Raw genomic sequence first — 26734 nt, 5'->3', positions numbered from 1 at the left:
CCTTCCCTGGGAGCGTACGTTCAGTCCCGGTCGGGCGTGGTCCGGTCCAGCAGCCACCCGTCGAAGAACGACGTCAGCTCCTCGCCGGTCGTCTGCTCGATCCAGTCGAGATACTCCCGACGATCGGCGGTGTCGTTGGCCTGCGCCGCCGGCCACTCGCGCAGGAGCGCGAAGAACGCCGCGTCGCCGACCCGCTCGCGCAGCTCCTGCCACATCAGAGCGGGGCCGTAGTAGATGTTGCCGTCGCCGAACTGGGCCGGGTCGAAGGCTCCCGGCGGACCCGACTGGGCGCGCAGGTCGGCCTCGAAGGAGGCCCACTCGTCCATCTTCCGGGCGACCGCGATGCCCTCCTGCTCGGCCTCCCACATCCCCTGGAGGTACATCGCCATGCCCTCGTTCATCCACACGTCGGACCAGTCCGCGGGCGTGACGGTGTCGCCGTACCAGTGGTGGGCGGCCTCGTGCACGACCACCGCGGCGGACAGGCTGTACGCCGAGTCGCCCAGCGTCACCATCGTCTGGGTCTCCATGCCGCTGTCGTTGTCGACGACGACGATGCCGAAGCTGTCGAACGGGTAGGGCCCCAGGATCCGCTCCAGCCAGTCGATCGCCTCCGGCGCATAGGCGGTGTCGCCCGGGGTCGGCTCGCCGTCCGCGTCGGTCCAGATCTGGATCGGCACGCCGCTGGCCGACTCCAGGTCGGTGTGCTGGAAGTCGCCGAACGCCACCGTCACGAGGTACGACGACGCGGGCTCCGCCAGGTGCCAGGCGTTCACGCTCCGTCCGCCCTCGATGGTCGAGGAGGTGAGGACGCCGTTCGCGACACCGGACCACGGCGCCGGGACGGACAGGGTGAAGTCGTAGAGCGCCTTGTCCGACGGGTGGTCGTTGACGGCGTACCAGGTGAAGGCGCCATAGGGCTCCTGCAGGGTCCAGGTCTCGTGCTCGGGTGTGATGCTCCAGCCGACGCCCTGCGCGAAGTCGGCCCGCTGGCTCGGCGACGGGGCGGGGGCGGGCGTGCCGGCGTACTCCAGCACGAGCTCGTACTGCCGGCCCTCCTCGAGCGGATGCTCGACCGTCAGGTCGTGGCCCTCGACGCGGTGCGCGGCGGGCGTGCCGTCGACGCTGGCGCTGGCGATGGCGAGCTGCTCGTTGAAGTCGAGGGGAATCGCCGCCGCGTCGCCGGTGGCCCGGAAGGTCAGCGTCTCGGTCGCCGTGAGTCGCTCCTCCTCCGGGGACCAGGCGAGGTCGAGGTCGTAGTGCAGGGCGTCGACGAGGGGATCGCCGTACGCCGGGTAGACCGAGTCCTCCCGCGTCTCGTTGCGGGCGATGGCGAGGTCGCCCGGCGGAGCGCTGTTGCTGGGGGAGCTGGTGGGCTCGCCGCCACTCCAGCCCGTGCCCGGCGAGGCGGGCGCGTCCGTGCCGCCGCAGGCCGCGAGCGCCAGGCAGCAGGCGAGCACGGCTCCGGCCGGTCCGGCGGCGCGTGTCATGGAGGCATCATGCCCGGCGGTGAAATCTGACTGCCGTTCACCTTCCCCGTCACCGGCGCCCGCCACGGTCGTTGCACGGGTGATCGGCGTCACGTGACGCCGGGGATCGGAGGACGCCATGACGCACGCTCCCGTGGAGCAGCCCGCGGTCCCCGCGCGGCGCTCCTCCTTCCCCGGGGGAGCCCGGCACGTCGTGTTGGCCGGGCTGCTGGCGCTCGCCGTCGTCGCCGTCGCGATCGCCGTGCCCGCCGCGGGACCGGGGGACCAGGAGCCCGCCGTCTCCCTCGCTGCCGCCGCGGAGCAGGACAAGTCCGAGCGCGGGGTCCCCCACGACGACAGCCTGCTGGCGCCGCACGACCACCACGACCCCGCGACCAAGAACCAGGTCGCCCGCGGCCTCGCCGTCGGCGAGACCGCGGTGGACCCGACCACCGCCGCCGAGCGCACGGCCGCCGAGGAGTACGTCGAGCGCGAGCGCGCGCTGCCGGATCCCACCCTGGTGCCGACCGCGGCCTACCCGGACCGCACCGCCGTGCCCGCCGACCGGTTCGCGATGGCCGGCGGCTGCTACACGCTGGCCGCCTCCGGCGCGACCTTCGGTCCCTACTACTTCAAGGCGACGCGCCTGGGCGGGTACCTGCTGCACACCGCCACCGGCGAGCTGGCCCGCAACGGCAACGGCACGGTCGCGGTCGCCGCGAAGCCGAGCCCCGCCGCGGACTGGACCGCCACCGGCGAGGACGGCACCTTCACCTTCCGCATCGACGGCGCCGGCGCCCTCATGGCCCAGGGGACGGCGCTGACCACCGGCGCGGCGGGGACTCCGTTCGAGGTCCGCCTCGCGAGCGGCTGCCCGGCGTACCCGGAGGCCGACGTCAACGTGACGGGCGACCCGTTCGGCGGCGAGACGTCGTACCAGGAGGTCCGCGGCTTCGTCGACGCCCACACCCACGGCATGGCGTTCGAGTTCCTCGGCGGCAAGGTGCACTGCGGGCGGCCGTGGCACGCGTACGGCGCGCCGGCCGCGCTCGTCGACTGCACCGACCACACGGTGACGGGGGGCAAGGGCGCCCTGCTCGAGTCGGTGCTGTCCGGCAAGGCGTCGCACGACCCCGTCGGCTGGCCCACCTTCAGGGACTGGCCGGCGCCCGAGTCGCTGACCCACGAGGGCACCTACTACCGCTGGCTCGAGCGGGCCTGGCGCGGTGGGCAGCGGCTCTTCGTCAACCTGCTCGTCGAGAACAACAAGCTCTGCCAGCTCTACCCCCTCAAGAAGAACTCGTGCGACGACATGACGTCGATCCGGCTGCAGGCCAAGGACATGTACGTCATGCAGGACTACATCGACGCGCAGTTCGGCGGCCCCGGCAAGGGCTTCTACCGGATCGTCAAGGACCCCTTCGAGGCCCGCCGGGTCATCAACGCGGGCAAGATGGCGGTCGTCATGGGCATCGAGACCTCGATCCCGTTCGGCTGCACCTACAAGAAGGTGCTCGGTCGCGACTTCCCCGCGTGCACGACGGCCGAGATCGACGCGAACCTCGACGAGATGCAGGCCCTCGGCGTACGCCAGATGGAGCTGGTCAACAAGTTCGACAACGCGCTCGCGGGCGTCGCCGGGGACGCCGGCGCCATCGGCCCGCTGGTCAACACCGCGAACTTCCTCGAGACCGGCTCGTTCTGGGCGATGGAGCACTGCGAGCCGGCCGACGGCGAGTCCGCCGACAACCCGCAGATCACGCTCCCCGACATCACCGCCGGCCAGCAGGACGCGCTCTTCGGTGCGCTCGCCCAGGTGCTCGGCCTGCTGCCGGCGCTGCCGCTCTACCCGCAGCCGGCGCACTGCAACCGGCGCGGGCTCACCGAGCTCGGCGTCCACACGATCGAGGGGCTCGCCCGGCGCGGGATGGTCTTCGACCCCGACCACCTCTCGGTGAAGGCGCGCGCGGCCTCGATGGACGTCATCGAGGACCTGGGATATCCCGGCGTCATCTCCAGCCACTCGTGGTCGACTCCCGACACCTACCCGCGCATCTACGCCGCGGGCGGCTTCATCACGCCGTACGCCGGCGACTCGACCGGGTTCGTCGACAAGTGGCGCCGGCACCTCGGCTGGGCCGACTCGCGGTACTACTTCGGCTTCGGGTTCGGCGCCGACATCAACGGCCTCGGGGCCCAGGGCAACCCGCGCGGCGCCGACGTGGCCAACCCGGTGCGCTACCCGTTCACCGGCCTCGGCGGCGTCACGGTCGACAAGCAGCGCGCGGGGCAGCGGGTGTGGGACATCAACGTCGACGGGGTGGCGCAGTACGGCCTCTACCCCGACTGGGTGGAGGACCTGCGGCAGGTGGCCGAGGCGCAGCAACCCGGCGACGGCGCGAGGATCGTCGACGACATGGCGCGGGGAGCCGAGGCCTATCTCCAGATGTGGGAGCGCGCGTACGGCGTGCGACCGGACTCGTGTCGCAACCCCGAGCTGCGGCCGTCCCTGGCCCAGGCGCAGGCGCGGGTGCGTCCCGGGATGTCGACCGAGGAGGTGCTGCGTGCCGTGGGCCAGCCGTACGAGCGGCTCGGGGCGACGTACACCTTCTGCGCGCGGACGGAGGGCCGTCCGCGGGTCCCGGTCACCGTCACCTTCGGCGGCGACGGCCGGGTGAGCGCGGTCCGCGCCTCCTGAGCGCGCCCGCTGAGACGGACATCTCTCCCCGAGGAAGTTACCTGCCGGTAGGATCCGGGTACCGCGGTCCCAGCGCGGGGCGGGGTAAGGCTTGCCTATGGCGATCGGCCGGGCCCGTTCGGCACTAGGCTCGTCGCGCGCACTCCTGTGCGCGCCCCTTGACTCCCGGTGGATGAGGAGCTGTTGGACACCATGCAGATCTTTGCGATCGTCGTCTCCCTGGCGGTCTCGGCCGTTGCCGTCGCGCTGACCGCGCGCGCCGTCGCCGCGATGCTGGGCGTGATCAAGCGTGGCCAGCCCGCGCCCGGTCGCTCCGGCAACCCGGTCGGCCGCACCCTGACGATGGTCAAGGAGACCTTCGGCCACACGCGGATGCTGCAGTGGACCTGGGTCGGCATCCTGCACTGGTTCGCCTTCGCGGCGTTCATCGGGCTGTCCACCGCGGTCGCCGCGGCGTACTTCCAGCTCTTCGACCCCGAGTTCACCATCCCCGTGATCGGGAAGTGGTGGATCTACGAGTGGGCCGCAGAGCTGCTCGGCCTGCTCGGCACCATCGCGATCGTCCCGCTCATCGTCTACCGGCTCACCCACAAGCCCTCCCAGCTCGGCCGCCGGAGCCGGTTCTACGGGTCCCGGATGTGGCAGGCCTACTTCGTCGAGGCGATGGTCCTGCTCGAGAGCTCGGCGATCCTGTTCATCCGCGGCGCCGAGTACAACCTCGCCACGGCGCACGGCGGGGAGGCCGCCGAGCACGCCGACGGCTTCCACTTCCCGGTCTCTCAGCTCTTCGCGAACCTCTTCCCGACCGGCCACGACTCGGTCGGCACGCTCGAGAACATCATCTTCTTCATCGCGATGGTCAAGATCGTCTCGGCGATGGCCTGGCTGATGGTGATCTCGACGAACCTCACCATGGGCATCGCGTGGCACCGCTTCACCGCCTGGTTCAACATCTGGTTCAAGCGCGAGGACAGCGGCCGGACCGCCCTGGGCGCGGTCAAGCCGCTCACGTCGGGCGGCAAGGCGATCACGCTCGACGACATCGACGAGCTCGACGAGGACGCGACGCTCGGCACCGGGGGCATCTGGGACTTCTCGTGGAAGGACATCCTCGACTTCACGACCTGCACCGAGTGTGGTCGCTGCCAGTCCCAGTGCCCCGCCTGGAACACCGAGAAGCCCCTCTCGCCCAAGCTGATGATCATGGCGATGCGCGAGGAGGCGTACGCCGTCGCGGGCGGCGCCGAGCAGCGCGCGCTCGTCGGCAAGACCGACCGTGAGCAGGCCGACGGCGTCGACGACTGGTTCTACATGCCCGAGGGCGGCGACTTCGTCGTCGACGAGGACGCCCTGTGGGCCTGCACCAACTGTGGTGCCTGCGTCCAGCAGTGCCCCGTCGACATCGAGCACGTGGACCACTTCGTCGACATGCGCCGCTACCAGGTGCTCGTCGAGTCGAGCTTCCCCTCCGAGCTCAACGGCCTCTTCAAGGGCCTGGAGAACAAGGGCAACCCGTGGAACATGTCGCCCACGGCTCGCCTCGACTGGGCCAAGGACCTTCCCTTCGAGGTCAAGGTCGTCGGGGACTCGATCGAGTCCCTCGACGAGGTCGACTGGCTCTTCTGGGTCGGCTGTGCCGGTGCCTACGAGGACCGTGCCAAGAAGACCACCCGCGCGGTCGCCGAGCTGCTCGACCTGGCCGGCGTCTCCTTCGGCGTCCTGGGCAACGGCGAGACCTGCACCGGTGACTCCGCCCGCCGCGCCGGCAACGAGTTCGTCTTCCAGGGCCTTGCCCAGCAGAACATCGAGACGCTCACCGACGCCAAGGCGAAGAAGGTCGTCTCGACCTGCCCGCACTGCATGAACACCCTCAAGAACGAGTACCGCCAGCTCGGTCTCGAGCTCGAGGTCATCCACCACACGCAGCTGCTCAACCGGCTCGTCCGGGAGGGCAAGCTGACGCCCGTGGCCGACGGCGCCGGCGCCCACCAGCGCAAGATCACCTACCACGACCCGTGCTTCCTCGGTCGCCACAACCAGGTCTACACGCCCCCGCGCGACCTGCTGCAGATCCTCCCCGGCGCGGAGCTGGCCGAGATGGAGCGCAACTCCGAGCGCTCCTTCTGCTGCGGCGCCGGCGGTGCCCGCATGTGGATGGAGGAGACGATCGGCGAGCGGATCAACCTGAACCGCACCGCCGAGGCGGTCGGCACGGGCGCCGACCAGGTCGCCGTGGGCTGCCCGTTCTGCCGGGTGATGCTGTCCGACGGGCTGACCAAGATGCAGGCCGACGGGGAGGCGCGCGAGGAGGTCGAGGTCCTCGACGTCGCGCAGATGCTGCTCGCCTCGGTGAAGGGCGAGCAGGCCACCAAGCTGCTGCCCGGTCAGGGCGCGCCGTTGCAGCCGAAGGCGGCCGCGGGCGCCGCGGCTCCGGCGCAGTCGGGGCAGTCGGGGCAGTCGGTCGAGACCAAGGCCGAGCCCGAGGCCGGCGACGTCACCGTCACCGAGAACACCGTCGTCGACACCGAGGACGTCGGTCCCGCCGCCAAGGCGTCGGGCGGCTCGTCGATGTTCGACGACCCGGGCTCGATGTTCGACACGCCACCCTCCGCGCCGTCCGCGCCGGCGAAGGAGGAGAAGCCCGCCGCCGGTGGCTCGCTCTTCGACGACTCCAGCTCGCTGTTCGACGCGGCCCCCGCCGCGGACGCCCCGGCCGAGGAGAAGGCCGGGGAGGAGACGGCCGGCGAGGCGAAGGCCGAGCCGGCGACCGGCGGCTCGCTCTTCGACGAGGGTGGCTCCCTGTTCGACACCCCGGCCGCTCCGGCGGGCGAGAAGCAGGCGGAGGCTCCGAAGGCGGAGGCCGCAGCGACGGCGGAGGCGAAGCCCGCCGCGGACCTCGGTGCCGGCGGCTCGCTGTTCGACATCGCTCCGCAGGAGGAGACCGCGCCGGCCGCCGCCGAGGCGAAGGCGGAGACGACGCCCGCCGCCGAGATGGAGTCGGCGCCCAAGCCGCTCGAGGAGCAGGTCGTCGAGGCCGAGGTCGAGGGCGGTGTGGCCGCGGCCGCGCCGGAGCAGCCCAGCGTCGACCTGAACGCCGGGGGCTCGCTGTTCGACATCGAGGCCCCCGCTGCTCCGGCCGGCCCGGCCGCGACGGCCCCGGCGCCGACGCCGACGCCCGAGGCCGCGCCGGTCGAAGGCGACGCCCGCTCGGAGGAGGCCGCGGCGGTCGCCGAGACGCCCGCCGCTGAGACGGCTTCCGCTGAGACCGAGGCCGCCCCTGCCGAGGCGGCTCCTGCTGCGGCGTCCAGCGCGACCGCGAGCGCGCCCCAGACCGACGTCGACATCAACGCGATGGGCTCGCTCTTCGACATCGCCGCGCCCGAGGCCACGACGGTCGACCGGCCGGCGCCGGCCCCCGCCGCGGCCCCTGCCGCGGCCCCGGCCGTGGCGGAGCCCGAGCCGGAGCCGGAGCCCGAGCCGGAGCCGGTCGAGGAGCCCGCCGGCGAGGCCGAGCCGGCAGGGGAGCAGCCCGTCACGGAGGAGCCCGTCGCGGAGGACGCGCCCGCCCCGCCGGCGGAGAAGAAGCCGGCCGCGCCGGCGTCGTCCTCCGGCGAGGCCCACGCGCCGCGCACCGACGCCGACATCAACGCCGCGGACTCGCTGTTCGACCTCTGAGTTGGGTCCTTCCTGGCCGGTTCCCTCGCTTCTCGACCGGTGCACCGGTCAAGGAGCGAGGGAACCGCCGCTGCAGCGGCGATTCCCGCAGCACCCCCTTTCGAGGGCTGTGACCACCATCACCGGCAGGTCACCATGGCTCCATGACCGAGCTGTCGTACGCCGCCGGCGAGACCACCACGCCCCTGCTCGAGGAGACGATCGGCGCCAGCCTGGAGCGCACGGTCGGGCGCTGGCCGGACCGGGAGGCGCTGGTCGAGGTGGCCAGTGGGCGCCGCTGGACCTGGCGTGAGTTCGACCGCGCGGTCGACGAGGCGGCGCGAGGCCTGATCGGGCTGGGCATCGCGAAGGGCGACCGCGTCGGCATGTGGGCGCCCAACTGTGCCGAGTGGACGATCATCCAGTTCGCGGCGGCCAAGGCGGGCGCGGTGCTGGTGAACGTGAACCCGTCCTATCGCACCCACGAGCTCGCGTACGCCGTCAACCAGTCCGGCCTGCGCCTGCTGCTGGCAGCGACCCGCTTCAAGACCAGCGACTACCGGGGCATGGTCGAGGAGGTCACCGCCAAGGGCGAGGTGCCCGGCCTCGAGCAGACCCTGTACGTCGACAGCGACGACTGGCAGCGCCTGGTCGCGGCCGGCGCGGACCTGCCCGCCGACGCCCTGATCGCGCGACAGCGCGAGCTGAGCCCGGACGACCCGATCAACATCCAGTACACGAGCGGCACCACCGGCTTCCCGAAGGGCGCCACGCTCAGCCACCGCAACATCCTCAACAACGGCTACTTCGTCACCGAGCTGATCGGCTTCAGCGAGCAGGACCGGCTCTGCATCCCCGTGCCCTTCTACCACTGCTTCGGCATGGTGATGGCCAACCTCGGCTGCGTCACCCACGGCGCCACGATGGTGATCCCGGCGTCCGGCTTCGACCCGGCGGTCACCCTGCGCACGATCCAGGGCGAGCGCTGCACCGCCGTGTACGGCGTGCCGACGATGTTCATCGCGATGCAGAGCTCCGGAGACTTCGGCTCCTACGACCTCGCGACCCTGCGCACCGGCATCATGGCGGGCTCGATCTGCCCCGTCGAGGTGATGAAGAGGTGCATCGACGAGATGCACATGGCCGAGGTCTCGATCGCCTACGGCATGACCGAGACCAGCCCGGTGAGCTGCCAGACCCGCGCCGACGACGACCTCGACCGGCGTACGGCGACCATCGGCCGCGCTGCGCCGCACGTGGAAATCCGCATCGTCGACCCGGCGACGGGGGAGACGGTGCCCCGCGGCGTGCCGGGCGAGTTCTGCACCCGCGGCTACTCGGTGATGCTGGGCTACTGGGACGACGAGGCGAAGACCGCCGAGGCCATCGACGACGACGGGTGGATGCACACCGGGGACCTCGCGGTGATGCGGGAGGACGGCTACTGCACCATCGTGGGACGGATCAAGGACATGGTGATCCGCGGCGGGGAGAACATCTACCCGCGCGAGATCGAGGAGTTCCTCTACACCCACCCCGACGTCGAGGACGTCCAGGTCGTCGGCGTCCCCGACGAGAAGTACGGCGAGGAGCTGTGCGCATGGGTGCGCCTGCGCCCCGGAGCCGATCCGCTCGACGCCGACGGCGTGCGGGCCTTCGCGACGGGGAAGCTCGCGCACTACAAGATCCCGCGCTACGTGCTCGTCGTCGACGAGTTCCCGATGACGGTCACCGGCAAGGTCCGCAAGGTCGAGATGCGCGAGAGGTCCGCGGAGCTGCTCGGTCTGGGCTGACCGCGACCCGCCCCGCAACGGGCGCCCAAGATCCGCCGACCCGGCAGAACGTGGCACCGCCGCGGGGAGGTCGGGCCGGGTCGGGGTGCCTCTCGTGCGCGTTTCTGCCGGGTCGATGCAGCTGGGATGTCATCGTGCGCCGGGTCGGGACTGTCCCGCTCGCCGCGACAGGGCGTTGACAGGCCGGCAACCTCGCCTATGCTGCGGATGCCAAGCAAGTGCTTGGTCGGCAAGCAGTGACGGAGGAGAGGCAATGAGCGACGCGCAGCGTGTCCTGGTGGTGGGCGGCACCGGGCTGATCGGCTCCACGGTGGCGGAGGAGCTCGCCCGTCGCGGGTACGACGTCGCGGTGGCCGGGCGCAACCGGCCGCAGGCCGACGCACCGGCGGCGGCGTACCGCTGGGTCGAGGGCGACTACACGCAGCCGGGCTGGGATGAGCGCCTGCGGGGGTTCGACGCGGTCGTGTTCTCCGCCGGCCAGGACATCCGCCACGTCGGCCCGCACGCGTCGGCCGCGACCTGGGAGGACGTGCAGACGGCCAGCCTGCCGGCCTTCTTCGCCGAGGCGCGGGAGGCGGGAGTCGGCCGTGCCGTGCTCGTGGGCAGCTACTACCACCAGGTGCTGCCGGCCCTCGCCGAGACGAACGCCTACGTGCGCGCCCGCGCCGAGGCCGAGCGCGGCGTGCTCGCGCTCGCCGCGCCCGGGTTCGCGGTGTGCGCGGTGAACCCGCCGAACGTCGTCGGCGCGATCCAGGGTCGCCCGCTGCGCGCGTTCGCCAAGATGGTCCGCTGGGCGCGCGGCGAGATGGCCGACGCGGTGCCCGACTGCGCCCCGCACGGTGGCACCAACTACATGTCGGTCCACGCCGTCGCGGCAGCCGTGGCCGGCGCCGTCGAGCGCGGCGCGTCCGGTCGCGCCTACCTCATCGGCGACGAGAACCTGAGCTTCCAGGGCTACTTCCAGGCGCTCTTCGACGCGGCCGGCGCGGGGCGCACGGTCGGGGTCTGCGACGAGGACCACGCCTTCCTGCCCGACGACTACCTCGTGGCGGGCAAGGGCACCACGATCGCCTACGAGCCGGATCCGGCGGAGACCGCACTCCTCGGCTACCAGCGCGGGGACCTGGCGACGACGCTGCGGACGATGGTCGCCGCGGCCGACGCGCTGCCGGCGTCGCGCTAGGCCGGGCCGTGGACATGACGCAGGACCCGGCACGGGGCACGGCCCAGGACGGGACGCCCGTCAGCATCGTCACCGGCGGGGCCACGGGGATCGGCGGGGCCATCTCCCGGGCGCTCGCCACACGCGGCGACCACGTCGTCCTCAACGACATCGACGTCACCGCCGCCGCGGAGACGGCCACGGCCATCCGCACCGACGGCGGCTCGTGCACCGTGGTGGAGGGAGACGTCACCGACGACGGCGTCGTCGCGGCCGTGGTGGAAGCGGCCGTCGCCGTCCGCGGGGTGGTCGACCACCTCGTCAACAACGTCGGCGACTTCCGGCCCGCCTCGCGCGACTTCGCGCACAGCACGCCCGCGCAGTGGCAGCGGCTCTACGAGCTCAACCTGCGTCATGTGCTCGCCATGAGCCACGCCGTCCTGCCGTACGTCGTCGCGGGCTCCTCGATCGTCAACGTCTCGACCGTCGAGGCCTTCCGCGGCATCCCCGCGAGCGCGCCGTACTCGGCGTTCAAGGCCGGGGTCGCGGCGTTCACCAAGAGCCTGGCCGTCGAGCTCGGCCCCCGCGGGGTGCGGGTCAACGCCATCGCGCCCGACCTCACCGACACCGCGCAGACCTCGCGGGCGGCGATGCTGCGCGGGCGCGACGAGGAACTGGTGCCGCTGTGGCTCCCGCTGGGCCGCTTCGCCGAGGCGGAGGACCACGCCCGCGTCGTGACGTTCCTGACCAGTGACGACGCCCGCTTCGTCACCGGCCACACGATCCCCGTCGACGGCGGCACGCTCGCCGCCTCCGGCTGGTACCGCCGCCACGACGGCAAGGGCTGGACCAACATGCCCGACCGCCCCTGACCGGTCCCGTCCGCCGGTGCCCTTGCGCGCGCGTGACCCGCGCCACGGGTGCGTCGTTACCGGTGAGTACCACCCGGGGAGGGAACCACTGATGAACGACGTCGCCTCGCGCCTGACCATCGACCCAGCGCGCCGCCGGCGGCTCACGGCCGCCCTGGTCAGCGCCGGGCTGGGGCTCGCGCTCGTGCTGCCGGTCGCCGGGGACGCCCTCGGCACGGCGGGCGGCCGCGCCGCGCCCGCCGCCGCCTCGGCCCCGCAGGCCGGCGCCGCGGCATCGGTCGCGGAGAAGCCGAAGAAGTGCTCGAAGGCGAAGAAGAAGCGTCGCAAGTGCGCCAAGCCCGCGGCCGCGGCGGTGCCGGCAGCGCCGACCCCCGCCGCCGGGACAGGGACCGGGACGGGCACAACGCCGGCCGCGGCCCCCTGGACCGCGCGCCCCGCGGAGTACGACGCGGCCGTCACCACCCGCGACATCCCGATCCGGATGGACGACGGCGTGGTGCTGCGCGCGGACCTGCAGCAGCCCGCCGGCCCCGACGGCAAGCCCGTCGCGACGCCCCTCCCGGTGATCGTGACCATCACCGCCTACAACAAGACGGTGCTCTCCTCCGGAGGCGGCTCCGTGCTGTCCGGCGCGGACCCGGCGTACCTGGTCAAGCGCGGCTACGCGCAGCTGACCGTGGACGCCCGTGGCACCGGCTCGTCCCAGGGCCAGTGGAACGCGTTCAGCGCGCGCGAGGGCAAGGACGCCGGCGCGGTCGTCGAGTGGGCGGCCTCCCAGCCGTGGAGCAACGGCAGCGTCGGGATGACCGGGGCGTCGTACATGGGCATCTCACAGCTCTTCGCGGCCGCTCACCAGCCGAAGGGCCTCAAGGCGATCTTCCCGCAGGTGCCGGCGGCGGACGTCTACCGCGACGTCGTCGCCTCCGGCGGCCAGATCGACGTGGGCTTCATCCCGCTGTGGCTCGGCCTGGTCACCGCGACCGGCGTGATCCCGCCGGCCTACGGACTCCAGGAGCCCCAGGCCGGTCTGAAGACGGCCCTCGACCACCTCTTCGGCGCCACCACCTTCACCCTGCCGCTCGCGGTGCAGGCCGTCCTGGGTGGCGACCCCGCCTACGACGGGCCGTTCTACCGCGAGCGCTCCCCGATCGAGGTCATCGACAAGGTGAAGGTCCCGACCTTCCTCATCGGCGGCGAGTTCGACCTCTTCCAGCGCGGCACCCCGCTCCTCTTCGAGCGGCTGCAGCAGCGCGGCGTGCCGACGAAGCTGATCCTCGGCCCGTGGGACCACCTGCAGGGCTCGTCCGGGACGGAGGTCGCCAAGGCCGGATACGGCTCGTTGGCCGAGCTGCAGCTGCGGTGGTTCGACCACTGGATCGGCGGTCGCGACGGACAGCTCGACCGGATCGCGCCGATGACCTACTACGAGCAGGGCTCCGGGTCGTGGGTGCGCAAGGCGAAGTGGGTCGACGACGACCTGTCGGCACGCACCTGGCAGCTGTCCGGGTCCGCTTCCGTCGGCGGGAGGGCTGGGGGCCTCGCCAGCGGTACGCCGGACGCCGGCACCGCCGTCGTACCGGCCATCCCGCTGACCGGTCTGTGCACCCGCTCGGCGAACCAGTGGACCGCCGGCCTGCCCGCCGCGCTGCTGCGGGACCTCCCGTGCTTCCGGGACAACCGGCTCAACGACCTCGGCGGGGTCACCTTCGACACGGCACCGCTCGACGCCGACGTCCGCTTCCAGGGTCCGCTCAACGCCCGGCTCCACGTCTCGACGCCGACGGGCGACGGCATGCTGTCGGTCGCGGTGGAGGACGTCGCGCCGGACGGGACCGTGACCCGGCTCAGCGGCGGCTGGCAGACCATCGCACACCGGGCGCTCGACGAGGGGCGCTCGCGCTACCTGGACGGCGAGCTCCTGCAGACCTACCACCCGTTCACCCGGGCCGCGAAGACGCGCCTGCCGGCCGGTCAGATCGCTCCTGTCGACGTCGAGATCTTCCCGACCGGAGCGGTGATCGCGAAGGGCCACCGGCTCCGGATCGCCGTGCAGGCCTTCGACGTCCCGCACCTCCTCTCCACCGTGCCGGACCTGCTCACCCACCTGGCCCCGATCACCCTGCACACCGGCCCCGAGCACCCCTCGCAGCTCACGATGGCGGTCCGCTGACCCTCCGGGAGGGTTGAGTCGTCACTTCTGACCCGTCGAGTCGTCGATCTCTACCCGTCGAGTCGTCAGCTCCGACCCTCGAGTCGTCCGTGCATGCGTCGACGTACGCCGTCCCGCGCGCCCCGCCTCGCTAGAGCCCTCCGGGCCGGCGGGCGAGGGTGCTGGCGAGCGCGGTGGCCGCGGCCCGTACGGCGTTCTGGTGCGCCTCGGGCCGGAACCGGCCGACCGGTCCGGTCACGCTGATCGCGGCGACAGCGGTGGCCCCGTCGGTGTCGAGCACCGGCGCCGCGACGCACAGCAGTCCGGGCGTCGACTCCTCGCGCTCGAAGGCCAGCCCGGTCTCCAGTGCCCGGTCCAGCTGCTGCTCCAGCAGGCCGGGCGCCACCACCGTGTGCGGCGTACGACGGGCCAGCGGGCCGGACAGCACGCTCGCGCGCACCGCGGGGTCGGCGTGGGCGAGCAGGACCTTCCCGATCGCCGTGCAGTGCATCGGCATCCGGCCGCCGGTCCGTGACGGGCTGCGGGCCTGGCGGTGGCCGCCGATCTTGGCGACGTAGACGACCTCGGTGCCCTCGCGTACGCCGAGGTGGACGGTCTCGTGCGTGCGCTCGTAGAGCTCCTGTAGGAAGGGCATCGCCACCTCGAGCAGGGTGCGCTCGGTCGCGGCGCGCATGCCGAGCTCGAAGAGTCCGCCCGCGAGCCGGTACCCGTGCTCGGTCTTCTCCAGCAGGCGGTGGTGGACCAGGTCGCCCGCGACCCGGTGCACGGTGCCCTTTGGCAGGCCGGTACGGCGAACCAGCTCGGCGAGCGGGAGCAGCCGGTCGTCGGCGCCGAAGGCGCGCAGGAGCGCCACCGCCTTGCCGAGGACGGTGTCCAGGTCGTCGGTCGGCGCCACGCTCACAGCGTACCGGTGAGTGGAACGCACCCGTGGCGGGAGCGGACCGGAGGCCGGAGAGTGAGCACCATGACCGAAGCTCTCGACCTCGACACGGCCGTCCAGGCCGCCGCCGAGCGCCTCCACACCGCGCTGGTCGAGAACCAGCCCTGCGCCCCGATCCGCGACCTGATCGGCGAGCGCGACATCACCCTCGCCTACGCCGTCCAACAGCGGCTCAACGCCCACCGCCTCGACGCCGGCGCCACCGTCGTCGGTCGCAAGATCGGCGCGACGTCCGCGGCCGTCCAGCGGCAGCTGGGCGTCGACACCCCCGACCTCGGCGTCCTCTTCGACGACATGGAGTACGACGCCTCGGCGCCCATCGACATCAGCGGCCTGCTGCAGCCCAAGGTCGAGGGCGAGATCGCCTTCGTCCTGAAGGCCGACCTCGCCGAGGGCGCGCTCGAGCTCGACCAGGTCGCCGCGGCCGTCGACTACGCCGTCGCCGCGATCGAGGTCTGCGACAGCCGGATCGACAACTGGGACATCAGCTTCGCGGACACCGTCGCCGACAACGCATCGGCCGGCGGCTACGTGCTGGGGGCCGAGCGGCGCACCCTTGCCGACGGCTTCGTCCCGAAGGACGCCGCGATGACGATGACCGTCACCGGCCAGGACGACTCGGTCGGCACCGGCGCCGCCTCGCTCGGCGACCCGCTCGTCGCGCTGCAGTGGCTCGCGCGCCAGGCCCGCGAGCTCGGCGACCCGCTGCGCGCCGGCCAGGTGGTGCTCTCCGGCGCCCTCGGCCCGATGCGTCCTGCGGCCCCCGGCGCCGCCGTCGAGCTCACCATCGACGGGCTCGGCTCCGTCGCCATCAGCTTCAGCACGAAGGAGTCCTGACCATGACCAAGACCAAGGTGGCCATCATCGGTTCCGGCAACATCGGGACCGACCTGATGGTGAAGATCCTCACCACCGCGCAGCACGTCGAGATGGGGGCTCTCGTGGGCATCGACCCCGAGTCCGACGGGCTGGCCCGGGCCCGCGACCTCGGCGTCGCGACGACCCACGAGGGCGTCGAGGGCCTGATGGCCCTGCCCGGCTTCGACGACATCGAGATCGTCTTCGACGCGACCTCGGCCAAGGCACACCTTCACAACGACGCGCTGCTGCGCCCGCTCGGCAAGCGGATGATCGACCTCACGCCGGCCGCGATCGGACCGTTCGTGATCCCGGCCGTCAACATCGACGAGCACCTCGACGCGCCCAACCTCAACATGGTCACCTGCGGCGGCCAGGCCACGATCCCGATCGTGGCCGCGATCTCCCGTGTCGTGCCGGTGGAGTACGCCGAGATCGTCGCCTCGATCTCCTCGAAGTCCGCCGGTCCCGGGACCCGCGCCAACATCGACGAGTTCACCGAGACCACCTCCGGCGCGATCGCCGAGGTCGGTGGCGCCAAGCGCGGCAAGGCCGTCATCATCCTCAATCCGGCCGAGCCGCCGCTGATGATGCGCGACACGGTCTTCGCCCTCGTCCACGCCCCGGACCCGGCCGTGCACGACGAGATCCGGGCGAGCGTCGAGAAGATGGTCGCCGACGTGGCGGCGTACGTCCCCGGCTACAAGCTGGTCCAGAAGGTCCAGGTCGCCGAGATCCCCGCCGACCAGCCGGTCGAGACCCTCCTCGAGCCCGGTCCGGACGGATCGGTGCAGCGGCCCACCCACCAGGTGTCGGTGTTCCTCCAGGTCACCGGCGCCGGCCACTACCTCCCGGCGTACGCCGGCAACCTCGACATCATGACCTCGGCCGGCCTCCAGGTCGCCGAGCGGATCGCTGCTGCCAAGGAGGCCGCGCTGTGAGCACCCCCGCCGAGAAGACCAGGATCTTCGTCCAGGACGTCACCCTGCGCGACGGCATGCACGCGATCCGGCACCGGATCTCGCCGGCGGACGTGAAGCGGATCGTCGTCGCCCTCGACGAGGCCGGCGTCGACGCCCTCGAGGTCGCCCACGGCGACGGCCTCGCCGGCGGCTCGGTCAACTACGGGCCGGGCTCGCACACCGACTGGGAGTGGCTCGAGGCCGCCGCGTCGGTGCTGAAGAACGCCCGGCTCACCACCCTGCTGCTGCCGGGCGTGGGCACCGTCCACGAGCTCCGGCGCGCCTACGACCTCGGTGTGCGCTCCGTACGGATCGCGACGCACTGCACGGAGGCCGACGTCTCCGCCCAGCACATCGCCGCCGCCCGCGAGCTCGGCATGGACGTCTCCGGCTTCCTCATGCTCTCCCACATGGCCGAGCCCGAGCAGCTCGCCCAGCAGGCCAAGCTGATGGAGTCGTACGGCGCCCACTGCGTGTATGTCACCGACTCCGGCGGCCGCCTGACCATGGACGACGTCGCGGCCCGGGTGCAGGCCTACCGGCGGGTGTTGGATCCAGCGACGGAGATCGGCATCCACGCCCACGAGAACCTCTCCCTGTCGGTGGCCAACTCGGTGGTCGCGGTACAGAACGGGGTCTACCGCGTCGATGCCTCCCTCGCCGGCCACGGCGCGGGCGCCGGCAACTGCCCGATCGAGCCCTTCATCGCCGTCGCGGACCTGATGGGCTTCGAGCACCGCTGCGACGTGTTCAAGCTGCAGGACGCCGCCGACGACATCGTCCGCCCGCTCCAGGACCGGCCCGTGCGGGTCGACCGGGAGACGCTGACGCTCGGGTACGCCGGCGTCTACTCGTCGTTCCTGCGTCATGCCGAGCGTGCCGCCGAGCAGTACGACGTCGACGTGCGCGACATCCTCATGGAGTGCGGCCGCCGGCGCCTCGTCGGCGGCCAGGAGGACATGATCGTCGACATCGCGCTCACGATCGTGGCCGAGCGCGAGGCCGCTCTCGTCTGAGCCCGACCCGGCAGGAGCTCGCACCCGAAGGACGCCGACCCGGCAGACATCCTCTGCCGGCTCGGCGTCGTTCTCGTGCTGCCTCCTGCCGGCTCGGCGCGCCCGAGGCTCAGGAGCGCATGGAGACGCCTTCGCGCCAGTAGCCCATGAACGCGACCTGGCCGCGGTCGAGCCCGAGGTCGTTGACGAGCTTGCGCCGCAGACCGGTGACGACCTTCGACTCGCCGGCGATCCACGCATAGAGCCCGGCGTACGGCGTGTCGGTGGGGACCGTCGTCGCCGCCACGACCTCCTCGCCGGAGGAGGAGTGGACCGGGGTCTCCCACAGGTCGGGGTCGATCTCGTCGTCGCTGACGTCGACCGTCTCGGTGGGCGTCGTGCCCGTCAGGTGCGCCAGCACGGCCGCGTGCAGCTCCTCGCCCCGCGCGCCTCCGTTGCGCGGCAGCCAGGTGACCGTGACGCCGGCGGGGCCGGCGATCTCCTGGACGTCCGCGGCGACGGGAACCTCGACGAACACCGCCCCCCGGGCGTCGGCGGGCAGGTCGCGCAGGATCCCGCGGATCGCCGGTACGGCGGTCTCGTCGCCCACCAGCAGCAGCCGGGTCGCGTCGCCCGGCGACCACTCGATGCCGCCGAACTCGTGCCCCTTGCGCGGCGCCAGCGCCACCAGCCGCTGACCGGGTGCGGCCTGTAGGGCCCAGCGGTTGCCGGGACCGTCGGGAGCGTGGCCGTCCTCGCCCTCGTGCACGACGATGTCGACGACCAGCCGGGTGTCCGCCCCGTCGCCGAGCACGTCGCGGATCGTGTAGGTCCGCATCGACCCCCGCTCGTCCTCCGGGATCTGCAGCCAGGTGGTCCAGACCGACTCGTCGGCATCGGCGAACGACGGCAGCACGCCGGCGGCATTGGGGAAGATCAGCTTGAAGCGCTGGTCGTACACCGGGCCGTCCGGGCCCAGCTCGGCCAGCGCCGGCCCCCCGAGCTCGACGCGCACGTACGACGGCGAGACCCGCTCGGCCCGCACGACCTCCAGCTCCGTGAGGAGCATGGGCAGGGTGGCGACGTACTCGTTCTGCTGGACTGTCATGAGGTCAGGCTAACCTAACCTGCGTCGGAATTGCCGCTGAGGAGGTGATTCCCGCGCTTCCTGGCCCTCGCACCGGTCAAGAAGCGCAGGAGCCGGCCAAGAAGTCAGATGCTCGTGCGGTGGAAGTTCTGGAACGACCGGGACGGGGTGGGGCCGCGCTGGCCCTGGTAGCGGGAGCCGTACTTCTCCGAGCCGTACGGATGCTCGCTCGGCGACGACAGCCGGAAGAAGCAGAACTGGCCGATCTTCATGCCGGGGTAGAGCTTGATCGGCAGCGTCGCGACATTCGCCAGTTCGAGCGTCACGTGTCCGGAGAACCCGGGGTCGACGAAGCCGGCGGTCGCATGGGTGAGCAGCCCGAGGCGGCCCAGCGACGACTTGCCCTCGACGCGGGCGGCGATGTCGTCCGGGAGTGTCACGACCTCGTAGGTCGACCCGAGCACGAACTCCCCGGGGTGCAGGATGAAGGGCTCGTCGCCCTCCGGCTCCACCACGCGCGTCAGGTCGGACTGGTCGGCGGCCGGGTCGATCGAGGGGTACTTGTGGTTGTCGAAGACCCGGAAGAAGCGGTCGAGGCGCACGTCGATCGAGGACGGCTGCAGCATGCCCGGCTCGTAGGGGTCCAAGGCGATCCGTCCGGCGTCGATCTCGGCGGTGATGTCGCGGTCGCTCAGCAGCACGCCCCGCACCCTACCGGCCGGCCCGGCTCCGGCGCCGGTGGCGAGTGGTCTCGGTCACGGGCGCAGAATGTGGGGGTGACCTTCAGCAAGTACGTCGCCCTCGGCGACTCGTTCACCGAAGGGGTCGGCGACCCCGACCCCGCCCGCCCCAACGGCCTGCGGGGCTGGGCGGACCGGACCGCCGAGGCGCTCTCCGCCCGCGCGGCGGCCGAGGGCGTGGAGTTCGGCTATGCGAACCTCGCGATCCGGGGGCGCAAGCTGCCGGCCATCATCGACGAGCAGCTCGACGCCGCGCTCGCTCTCGGCCCCGATCTGGTCAGCATCCACGGCGGCGGCAACGACGTCCTGCGGCCCAAGGTCGACATCGACGCCCTCGCCGCGACGTACGACGCCGCGATCGGCCGCCTGGCCGCGAGCGGCGCGCACGTCGTCATGTTCACCGTCCCGGACCCCGGCCTGAACGGCGTCATCAAGGTGATCCGCGGCCGGAGCGCGATCTTCAACGAGTGGGTCCGCGAGATCGCGGAGCGCCACGGCGCCACCGTCGTGGACATGTGGCGTATGCGTGACTGGAAGGTCGCCGAGGTCATGGACGAGGACCGGCTGCACCTCAACGCCGTCGGCCACCAGCGCATCGCCATCGCCACGCTCGACGCACTCGGCGTCGCCCACGACCTGGAGCCGCTCGCGCCGGTCTCCGCGCCCGTCCTCTCCGCGTGCCAGCAGCGCGCGGCCAACCTGGTCTGGGCCCGCACCCACCTCGCGCCCTGGGTCCAGCGCCGCGTCACCGGCCGCTCCTCGGGCGACGGGGTGGAGCCGAAGCGACCGACCTTCCAGCCCATCGGGTAACATCCTCATCGCTCGGTCCGCCGAGCACTGCGGATGTAGCTCAGTTGGTAGAGCGTCAGCTTCCCAAGCTGAATGTCGCGAGTTCGAACCTCGTCATCCGCTCCGTTTGATGGCGCGAGCGCGTCGCAGACCGAGCACCGCCGCCCGGCCCCTCGGGTCGTGGACGGCCCTCGGCGCCGCGGGCGCCGCTCGGTGCGGCTTCGCCGCCGTGCGCCGCGCTGCCGCGCCGCGGTCGGCCGCCGCGGTGGTCACGGTGACCTGGCGGCCAGACGGAGCCGGTGGTTGATGGCGCGAGCGCGTCGCAGACCGAGCACCGCCGCCCGGCCCCTCGGGCCGTGGACGGCCCTCGGCGCCGCGGGCGCCGCTCGGTGCGGCTTCGCCGCGTGCGCCGCGCTGCCGCGCCGCGGTCGGCCGCCGCAGTGGTCACGATGACCTGGCGGCCAGACGGAGCCGGTGGTTGCTGGCGCGAGCGCGTCGCAGACCGAGCACCGCCGCCCGGCCCCTCAGGCCGTGGACGGCCCTCGGCGCCGCGGGCGCCGCTCGGTGCGGCTTCGCCGCGGTGCGCCAGACGCTGGCGTGGGGCTCGCTCCTCTTCGTCGGGGCATGTTGTGATGAACCCATGGCAACTCCGCAGCCGGGACCCTATGTCGTCGAGCCGCTGCCGCGGCGCGTGGCGAGCGTGGTGCTGTGCTTGGTGCTCATGGTCGTCGGCGCCGCCGCCGCGGGGTACGGGCTCGGCTGCACGGTCATCGACATGAACGGGCACGGTCCGGCGTCGTACGTCGCCCTCGACGTCCCGGCGGGCGCGACCATCGGCGGAGGCATCGCGGCGATCATCGGGTCGGTGGGCTGGCTCTTCGTCGCCCAGCACTGGCCGGTGGAGCTCAACGGCAGCCACAGTCTCGGGTGCCTCCTGCTGTGCGGTGCCATCGGCGACGCAGTGGCCGTCGCCGACCTCGGCGTCGGCGGGTGGTATGTGGCCGTGGCCGCCCTGACGGCCGCCGCGGGGCTGCTCGTGCTGGCGATCGCGGTGCTGGTCGGCATGCGACGGGCCCGCCGCTACCGACGCGAGCTGGCTCTCATGGCGTCCGGCGACCCGCGGCCGGCCACCGTGCTCGACTCGGGCCTGGACGCGTGGGACTTCGAGGACGCGAGCACGGTCGTCACCACCGTCACCTTCGGGTTCACGGGTGCCGACGGGACGTCCTACCGCCTCCACCGGCGCATCGGGGTCCCCGTGCGGGCGCCCTTCGTGGAGGGGCACGAGACGGTCGTGTGGCACGACGTCGACCACCCGATGGACGACCGCCGGATGGTCGTCGCGGCCCAGCACGCGCTGCGCTGGAACGTGCCCCTCCCCGTCCCGGCAGCACGGCGGCCGGTCGTAGGCTCCTGAGGTGGACTTCACCGGATTCCCCGTCGCAGCGCTCGACTTCTACGACGACCTCGAGGTCGACAACTCGAAGAGCTTCTGGGACGCGCACAAGGAGGTGTACCTGGAGAGCGTGAAGGCGCCGATGATCGCCTTGACCGACGCGCTCGCCCAGGAGTTCGGTGCCGCCAAGGTGTTCCGGCCCCACCGCGACGTCCGCTTCGCGAAGGACAAGCGCCCCTACAAGACCCACCAGGGCGCCTTCGTCGGGGTCGGCCCGGCGAGCGGCTGGTACGTCGAGGTCGCTGCGCCCGGGGTGCGCGTCGGCGGCGGGATCTACGAGGCCTCCGGTCCGCGGCTCGCGCGGCTGCGCGAGGCGATGGCCGACGACACGTCCGGGAAGCGCCTGCAGCGCATCCTGCGTGACCTCGAGCGGGGCGGCTTCGAGGTCGCCGGCGAGCGCCTCAAGACGGTTCCGCGCGGCTACGACAAGGACCACCCGCGTCTCGAGCTGCTGAAGATGAAGACGGTCCTCGGCATGCGCTCCTACGGCTTCGAGCCGTTCATCCACACCGCCGAGCTGCTCGACCGGGTCCGCGAGGACTGGCGCCGGCTGCGACCGCTCGTCACCTGGCTGGGCGACGCCGTCGCGGAGTGATCAACCCACCCGACGCAGGAACGCCTCGAGGTTGGTGGTCAGCCGCTCGACCTGCTGCTCGAGCGTGAGCGACTCCGGCATCCGGCCCATCTCCGTCACCCGCTTGCCGCGCACGTACAGCGAGCACGCCAGGTCTGCGCAGATGTAGGTGCCCACGGAGTCGCCGTTCTGCCCGGCCTTGCCTGCGCGCGGCGCCACCATCAGGGTGACCCCGCCGGCGCCGTGCGGCGTGAGGCACAGCGTGCACAGGTTCTTGCGCGGCGTCCCCGCGCTGCCGTCGGTCGCCCGGAGCACGATGCCGTACGGCGCCCCGTCGACCTCGGCGACGACGTACCCGCGCACGCGGGACTGCGGGTCCCGCCAGCCGAGGAAGTCCAGGTGCTCCCAGGGCTGGTCGGCAAGGGTGCGCGGCACGTTGAGCCGCTTGGCCTCGCCCTTGGAGCAGTTCACGAAGGACGCACGGATCTGTTGCTCGGTCAGGGGGCTCACGTCGATCCAGAGTACGAACCCCCGCCACCCATTTTCGCGGCCGGGCGAGCTCGTCGGCCGCGGTCAGGCCGAGGTGAAGCTCGCCAGGGTGCGCTCGGGCTCCCAGTAGGCCTTCATCGACGTCACCCGGCCGTCCTCGTCGACGACGTACACCATGATCAGGTCGGTCGTGGTGTGCGAGCCGTCGGCGAAGGACGTCTTGATCCGGCCGATGTTGGCGCAGGTGTTGCTGCCCGGGTTGGCGAACGAGTCGTCGATCTGGAACTCGAAGGTCTCGATCGGCGCGATCGCCTTCTCCCAGAACGCCGAGATGCCCGCGTGCCCGTGGTGGCCCCTGCCTTCGGGATCGAACATGGAGGGCCCGACCGGGTCCTCGAGCACGGCGTCCTCGGCGTACACGGTCAGCCACTCGGCGAGGTCGCCCTTCGCGACGGCGGAGTACGACCGCTGGGAGGCCGCGCGGGCCGGGTGGGGGTCGTTGGGCGCGTTCCAGACGATCGCGTCGGAGGTGATCATGGGCGCTAGCGTAGGACGGATCTAGAACATGTTCTACCGATGGCGGGAAGTCCTCACCCGGCTCCCCTCCCGCCGTCACCCCCGGTTCACGCGCTGCTCACGCTCGGGTCCCAGGGTGGCCCCATGGCGAAGAAGCCCAAGGCCTGGATCCACGTCGGCATGCCCGGTGCGGGCGATGTCATCGAGCTCGCGCTGGCGCACCACCACGCGGCCCTGGTGGAGCTCGGCGTCACCTGCCTCGCGGTGACCCCGGCCGAGAGCTTCCGCGCCGCGGTCGAGATGACCCGCTCCCACAAGGACTGGGGTCTCAAGCGGGGCGACGTCGAGGGTCAGTGGAGCCGCCTGGTCCGCCGCGGCCGCAAGAGCCGCGGCGACGTGGTGTTCAGCCAGTCCCTGCTCGCCTCGGCCACCCCTGAGCAGGTGGCCCTGGTGGTCGATGCCCTCGCGGGCTACCAGGTGCACGTCGTACTGACCACGGGCCTCGACGACGAGGCCGACGCCACCGCGCGATGGCTCGCCGCCTGCCGCAAGCCCGAGCGGCTGCACCTGATCGAGGCCGACGGCCTCGAGCCCGCCCAGCTCTGGAAGGCCTTCGGCAAGGTGGTCGGCTTCGGTACGGCGTCGCTGCGTCTCGACGACGTGCCGCGGGCGTCGGCGACCCTGCAGACCCTTCCCGAGGCCCTGCGCGAGGTCGAGCGCCTCGCGCGGCGCAACGCCTCCCTCGAGGTGCGCCTCGAGGAGCTGGACCGCAAGCGGCGCAAGCTCAAGAAGCGGCTGGCCGCCTGACCCCCGCCCCGGAGGATCGCGTCAGTGCGGCGCCCAGGCGTCGTCGTCCGCGGTCCGCGAGGTGACCGCCTCGGGCAGCTGGCGGTCGGCGAGCTGCTGGATCGACACGTCCTCGAAGACCTCGCGCAGGGCTCGCCGGGCGGCGATCCACACGTGCTGGAGGACGTCGGCGTCCTCGTTGTAGTTGACCGCCTCGGGCCGGAGCCCGTACACGGAGACGAGCGGGCCGTCGACGGCGCGGATGACGTCGGCGACCGAGACGGTGGTGGCCTCCCGGGCCATCCGCCAGCCGCCGGACTGGCCGCGCTGGGACATCACGATGCCGGCTCGGCGCAGGTCCGCGAGGATTGCCTGCAGGAAGCCGTGCGGGATGTCCTGCAGGCGGCCGAGCTCCTCCGCGCTCACGGCGCGGCCGTCCGACCTGCTCGCCATGGCGATCAGGGCCCGCAGTGCGTAGTCGGACTTGGCGGAGACGCGCATGGGGCCAGTCTGTCAGATTGCTCGATCGACTCAGTCGACCTAGGCGTGGTTCGTCCGGCGCTGAGGTCAGCCGCGGTGGCGCGCGCAGCTGTAACTAACTGTTCGGACCTCTACCTGACCCGTAGACGGGTGCGGTAGTGGCACGCACAGTTAGTTACAGCTGCCCGGGCCCCGAGCCGCTGCCGCCGCCGACCCTGTCGGTGTGAGCGATGCCGCCCACCCCCGTGCTTGCCCGCAGCTAGCACCCCCCGTATCATGGAAGTTACTGGCGAGTAGCAGCCAATGACCCAACTCCGCGATCCCTGGAAATGGTGGGAACTGTGAGCCACTACAAGAGCAACCTGCGCGACATCGAGTTCAACCTCTTCGAGCTCTTCAACGTGCAGGAGTACCTCGGCACCGGCCTCTACGAGGAGATGGACGCCGACACCGCGCGCGAGATCCTCTCCGAGGTGGAGCGCATCGCCCGCGAGGACCTGGCGGCGTCCTTCGTCGACTCCGACCGCAACCCGCCGGTGTTCGACCCCAAGACGAACACCGCGCCCGTCCCGGCGTCGTTCAAGAAGTCCTACGACACCTGGATGGAGTCCGGCTTCTGGGGCCTGGGCCTGCCCGAGGAGATCGGCGGCACGACCGCCCCGCCGTCCCTGGTGTGGACGACCGGCGAGATGGTCCTCGGCGCCCAGGCGCCGATCTGGATGTACTGCACCGGCCCGTCGATGGGCTCGGTCGTCTTCAAGAACGCCAACGGCGTCGCCCGGGACATCCGCATCGCGGAGATCATGGTCGAGCGCCTCTGGGGCGCGACGATGGTCCTCACCGAGCCCGACGCGGGCTCCGACGTGGGTGCCGGCAAGACCATCGCCACCCCGAACGAGGACGGCTCCTGGAACATCTCCGGCGTCAAGCGCTTCATCACCAGCGCGGAGTCGGACCTGCAGGAGAACATCATGCACCTCGTCCTCGCGCGTCCGAAGGGCGTCGAGGGCGCCGGCGGCCCCGGCACCAAGGGCCTCTCGCTGTTCCTCGTGCCGAAGTACCACTTCGACCACCAGACCGGTGAGCTGACCGGTGAGCGCAACGGCGTCTACGTCACCAACGTCGAGCACAAGATGGGCATCAAGGTGTCCAACACCTGCGAGCTCACCTTCGGCGACCCGCAGGTCGGTGGCGGCGAGCCCGCCAAGGGCTGGCTGCTCGGCGAGGTGCACGACGGCATCCGCCAGATGTTCGACGTCATCGAGAACGCCCGCATGATGGTCGGCACGAAGGCCATCGCGACGCTGTCGACCGGCTACCTGAACGCCCTCGAGTTCGCCAAGGAGCGCGTCCAGGGCGCCGACCTCACCCAGTCGGCCGACAAGACCGCGCCGCGCGTCACGATCACGCACCACCCCGACGTGCGCCGCTCGCTGATGACCCAGAAGTCGTTCGCCGAGGCGATGCGCTCGCTGGTCGTCTACACCGCGACCTGGCAGGACAAGGTCCAGCTCGCCAAGGCCGCGGGCGAGCGCGACGAGCTCGCCGAGGCGGTCAACGACCTGCTCCTGCCGATCGTCAAGGGCTACGGCTCGGAGCGCTCGTGGGTCCTGCTCGGCACCGAGTCGCTCCAGACCTTCGGCGGCTCGGGCTTCCTGCAGGAGTACCCGATCGAGCAGTACGTCCGCGACGCCAAGATCGACACCCTCTACGAGGGCACCACGGCGATCCAGGGCCAGGACTTCTTCTTCCGCAAGATCGTCAAGGACCAGGGCCGCGCGCTCGGGCACCTCGCGACGGAGATCAAGTCCTTCCTGGAGTCCGAGGCGGGCAACGGCCGGCTGAAGAACGAGCGCGAGCTGCTCGCGACCGCGCTGGCGGACGCCGAGGCGATCGTCGGCCTGATGATCAACGACCTCATGTCCGCCCAGGACGAGATCCGCAACATCTACAAGGTCGGCCTCAACACCACGCGCGTGCTCATGGCGCTCGGTGACGTCGTCTGCGCCTGGCTCCTGCTGCGCGGCGCCGAGGTCGCGCTGGAGAAGCTCGGCGGCGACGCCGGCGCCGACAAGGCCTTCTACGAGGGCAAGGTCGCCGCGGCCCAGTGGTTCGCCCAGCTCAACCTGCCGCGCATCTCGGCCGAGCTGAAGATCGCCCAGGCCACCGGCCTGGACCTGATGGACCTCGACGAGGCCGCGTTCTGATCGCGCCGATCCTGCACTGACCGACCAAGGTCACGGC

The 26734-nt window shown here is 71.9% G+C and carries 21 protein-coding genes and 1 tRNA gene; 15 read left to right on the top strand and 7 right to left on the bottom strand.

All coding sequences use genetic code 11. From position 1 onward, the window contains the following. Positions 1-20 precede the first annotated feature (20 nt). Positions 21-1490 carry a M1 family metallopeptidase gene (locus ACJ5H2_RS19340; RefSeq protein ID WP_408897065.1) on the bottom strand — a complete coding sequence of 490 codons (1470 nt, stop codon included), beginning with the start codon at positions 1488-1490 and terminating at the stop codon, positions 21-23. Positions 1491-1608: 118 nt separating this feature from the next. Between ACJ5H2_RS19340 and ACJ5H2_RS19335 the strand changes: the two genes are divergently transcribed. The 6 genes from ACJ5H2_RS19335 to ACJ5H2_RS19310 all read left to right on the top strand — a co-directional run bounded on the left by ACJ5H2_RS19335 (position 1609) and on the right by ACJ5H2_RS19310 (position 13818). Then, entirely contained in the window at positions 1609-4167 is a 2559-nt protein-coding gene (locus ACJ5H2_RS19335; protein WP_408897064.1) for a hypothetical protein, read from the top strand. Between the two features lie 192 nt (positions 4168-4359). Then, positions 4360-7842 (top strand): heterodisulfide reductase-related iron-sulfur binding cluster, encoded by a 3483-nt coding sequence (locus ACJ5H2_RS19330; protein ID WP_408897063.1) that lies wholly within the window; start codon positions 4360-4362, stop codon positions 7840-7842. A 143-nt stretch (positions 7843-7985) separates the two neighbouring features. After that, the gene (locus ACJ5H2_RS19325; RefSeq protein WP_408897062.1) at positions 7986-9614 is read left to right on the top strand and encodes an AMP-binding protein; all 1629 of its coding nucleotides are present in this window, start codon (positions 7986-7988) and stop codon (positions 9612-9614) included. Positions 9615-9867: 253 nt separating this feature from the next. Further along, positions 9868-10797: an NAD-dependent epimerase/dehydratase family protein gene (locus ACJ5H2_RS19320; RefSeq protein WP_408897061.1), complete on the top strand. Its 930-nt coding sequence runs from the start codon at positions 9868-9870 to the stop codon at positions 10795-10797. Positions 10798-10811: 14 nt separating this feature from the next. Beyond that, positions 10812-11648 (top strand): SDR family NAD(P)-dependent oxidoreductase, encoded by an 837-nt coding sequence (locus tag ACJ5H2_RS19315; protein ID WP_408899652.1) that lies wholly within the window; start codon positions 10812-10814, stop codon positions 11646-11648. A gap of 91 nt (positions 11649-11739) precedes the next feature. Beyond that, positions 11740-13818: a CocE/NonD family hydrolase gene (locus ACJ5H2_RS19310; protein WP_408897060.1), complete on the top strand. Its 2079-nt coding sequence runs from the start codon at positions 11740-11742 to the stop codon at positions 13816-13818. 130 nt (positions 13819-13948) lie between these two features. Here the strand turns inward: ACJ5H2_RS19310 and ACJ5H2_RS19305 are convergent, their stop codons facing one another. Then, positions 13949-14713: an IclR family transcriptional regulator gene (locus ACJ5H2_RS19305; RefSeq protein ID WP_408897059.1), complete on the bottom strand. Its 765-nt coding sequence runs from the start codon at positions 14711-14713 to the stop codon at positions 13949-13951. A 69-nt stretch (positions 14714-14782) separates the two neighbouring features. On the opposite strand from ACJ5H2_RS19305, the gene ACJ5H2_RS19300 reads away from it, so the two are divergent. Genes ACJ5H2_RS19300 through dmpG form a run of 3 tightly spaced genes read left to right on the top strand, consistent with a single transcriptional unit; the run spans position 14783 to position 17594 of the window. Next, positions 14783-15595 carry a 2-keto-4-pentenoate hydratase gene (locus ACJ5H2_RS19300; protein ID WP_408897058.1) on the top strand — a complete coding sequence of 271 codons (813 nt, stop codon included), beginning with the start codon at positions 14783-14785 and terminating at the stop codon, positions 15593-15595. Between the two features lie 2 nt (positions 15596-15597). Then, a complete protein-coding gene (locus ACJ5H2_RS19295; RefSeq protein WP_408897057.1) occupies positions 15598-16557 on the top strand; it encodes an acetaldehyde dehydrogenase (acetylating) in 960 nt (319 codons plus the stop codon). Continuing rightward, positions 16554-17594, top strand: a complete 1041-nt coding sequence (gene dmpG, locus ACJ5H2_RS19290; protein ID WP_408897056.1) for a 4-hydroxy-2-oxovalerate aldolase — start codon at positions 16554-16556, stop codon at positions 17592-17594. The genes ACJ5H2_RS19295 and dmpG overlap by 4 nt, the downstream gene beginning before the upstream one ends. A gap of 109 nt (positions 17595-17703) precedes the next feature. Here the strand turns inward: dmpG and ACJ5H2_RS19285 are convergent, their stop codons facing one another. Next, the gene (locus tag ACJ5H2_RS19285) at positions 17704-18681 is read right to left on the bottom strand and encodes a siderophore-interacting protein (protein WP_408897055.1); all 978 of its coding nucleotides are present in this window, start codon (positions 18679-18681) and stop codon (positions 17704-17706) included. Between the two features lie 104 nt (positions 18682-18785). Then, positions 18786-19361: a dCTP deaminase gene (gene dcd / locus ACJ5H2_RS19280; RefSeq protein WP_408897054.1), complete on the bottom strand. Its 576-nt coding sequence runs from the start codon at positions 19359-19361 to the stop codon at positions 18786-18788. A 75-nt stretch (positions 19362-19436) separates the two neighbouring features. Here dcd and ACJ5H2_RS19275 point away from each other — a divergent pair, with 75 nt between their 5' ends. The 4 genes from ACJ5H2_RS19275 (at position 19437) to ACJ5H2_RS19260 (ending at position 22240) form a co-directional block, all read left to right on the top strand. Continuing rightward, complete coding sequence (locus ACJ5H2_RS19275) at positions 19437-20210, top strand: SGNH/GDSL hydrolase family protein (protein WP_408897053.1); 774 nt, start codon at positions 19437-19439, stop codon at positions 20208-20210. A gap of 29 nt (positions 20211-20239) precedes the next feature. Then, positions 20240-20312, top strand: a tRNA-Gly gene (locus tag ACJ5H2_RS19270). Positions 20313-20829: 517 nt separating this feature from the next. Further along, positions 20830-21606 (top strand): hypothetical protein, encoded by a 777-nt coding sequence (locus ACJ5H2_RS19265; RefSeq protein ID WP_408897052.1) that lies wholly within the window; start codon positions 20830-20832, stop codon positions 21604-21606. A 1-nt stretch (position 21607) separates the two neighbouring features. Continuing rightward, positions 21608-22240, top strand: a complete 633-nt coding sequence (locus ACJ5H2_RS19260; protein ID WP_408897051.1) for a DUF2461 domain-containing protein — start codon at positions 21608-21610, stop codon at positions 22238-22240. Here ACJ5H2_RS19260 and ACJ5H2_RS19255 read toward each other — a convergent pair whose 3' ends face one another. Next, positions 22241-22729 (bottom strand): FBP domain-containing protein, encoded by a 489-nt coding sequence (locus ACJ5H2_RS19255; protein WP_408897050.1) that lies wholly within the window; start codon positions 22727-22729, stop codon positions 22241-22243. It lies immediately after the preceding gene. Between the two features lie 63 nt (positions 22730-22792). Continuing rightward, positions 22793-23245 carry a nuclear transport factor 2 family protein gene (locus tag ACJ5H2_RS19250; protein WP_408897049.1) on the bottom strand — a complete coding sequence of 151 codons (453 nt, stop codon included), beginning with the start codon at positions 23243-23245 and terminating at the stop codon, positions 22793-22795. A 123-nt stretch (positions 23246-23368) separates the two neighbouring features. Here ACJ5H2_RS19250 and ACJ5H2_RS19245 point away from each other — a divergent pair, with 123 nt between their 5' ends. Beyond that, on the top strand, positions 23369-24031 hold the full coding sequence (locus tag ACJ5H2_RS19245) for a hypothetical protein (protein ID WP_408897048.1): 663 nt from the start codon (positions 23369-23371) through the stop codon (positions 24029-24031). 21 nt (positions 24032-24052) lie between these two features. Here ACJ5H2_RS19245 and ACJ5H2_RS19240 read toward each other — a convergent pair whose 3' ends face one another. Then, positions 24053-24511 (bottom strand): RrF2 family transcriptional regulator, encoded by a 459-nt coding sequence (locus tag ACJ5H2_RS19240; protein WP_408897047.1) that lies wholly within the window; start codon positions 24509-24511, stop codon positions 24053-24055. Positions 24512-24831: 320 nt separating this feature from the next. On the opposite strand from ACJ5H2_RS19240, the gene ACJ5H2_RS19235 reads away from it, so the two are divergent. Then, on the top strand, positions 24832-26697 hold the full coding sequence (locus tag ACJ5H2_RS19235; RefSeq protein WP_408897046.1) for an acyl-CoA dehydrogenase: 1866 nt from the start codon (positions 24832-24834) through the stop codon (positions 26695-26697). The last annotated feature ends 37 nt before the right edge of the window (positions 26698-26734 follow it).

It is taken from the genome of Nocardioides pymetrozini (assembly GCF_046058985.1).
Taxonomy (GTDB): Bacteria; Actinomycetota; Actinomycetes; order Propionibacteriales; family Nocardioidaceae; genus Nocardioides.
The sequence above is the reverse complement of the archived record's forward strand: the minus strand, read 5'-3'. Positions and strand labels throughout refer to the sequence as shown.

Coding starts and splice junctions, on each gene's coding strand:
- ACJ5H2_RS19265 (WP_408897052.1), top strand. CDS start 20,830: ATGGCAACTCCGCAGCCGGGACCCTATGTCGTCGAGCCGCTGCCGCGG.
- ACJ5H2_RS19340 (WP_408897065.1), bottom strand. CDS start 1,490: ATGACACGCGCCGCCGGACCGGCCGGAGCCGTGCTCGCCTGCTGCCTG.
- ACJ5H2_RS19245 (WP_408897048.1), top strand. CDS start 23,369: ATGGCGAAGAAGCCCAAGGCCTGGATCCACGTCGGCATGCCCGGTGCG.
- ACJ5H2_RS19240 (WP_408897047.1), bottom strand. CDS start 24,511: ATGCGCGTCTCCGCCAAGTCCGACTACGCACTGCGGGCCCTGATCGCC.
- ACJ5H2_RS19310 (WP_408897060.1), top strand. CDS start 11,740: ATGAACGACGTCGCCTCGCGCCTGACCATCGACCCAGCGCGCCGCCGG.
- ACJ5H2_RS19295 (WP_408897057.1), top strand. CDS start 15,598: ATGACCAAGACCAAGGTGGCCATCATCGGTTCCGGCAACATCGGGACC.
- ACJ5H2_RS19300 (WP_408897058.1), top strand. CDS start 14,783: ATGACCGAAGCTCTCGACCTCGACACGGCCGTCCAGGCCGCCGCCGAG.
- ACJ5H2_RS19325 (WP_408897062.1), top strand. CDS start 7,986: ATGACCGAGCTGTCGTACGCCGCCGGCGAGACCACCACGCCCCTGCTC.
- ACJ5H2_RS19320 (WP_408897061.1), top strand. CDS start 9,868: ATGAGCGACGCGCAGCGTGTCCTGGTGGTGGGCGGCACCGGGCTGATC.
- ACJ5H2_RS19315 (WP_408899652.1), top strand. CDS start 10,812: ATGACGCAGGACCCGGCACGGGGCACGGCCCAGGACGGGACGCCCGTC.
- ACJ5H2_RS19250 (WP_408897049.1), bottom strand. CDS start 23,245: ATGATCACCTCCGACGCGATCGTCTGGAACGCGCCCAACGACCCCCAC.
- ACJ5H2_RS19335 (WP_408897064.1), top strand. CDS start 1,609: ATGACGCACGCTCCCGTGGAGCAGCCCGCGGTCCCCGCGCGGCGCTCC.
- ACJ5H2_RS19330 (WP_408897063.1), top strand. CDS start 4,360: ATGCAGATCTTTGCGATCGTCGTCTCCCTGGCGGTCTCGGCCGTTGCC.
- ACJ5H2_RS19285 (WP_408897055.1), bottom strand. CDS start 18,681: ATGACAGTCCAGCAGAACGAGTACGTCGCCACCCTGCCCATGCTCCTC.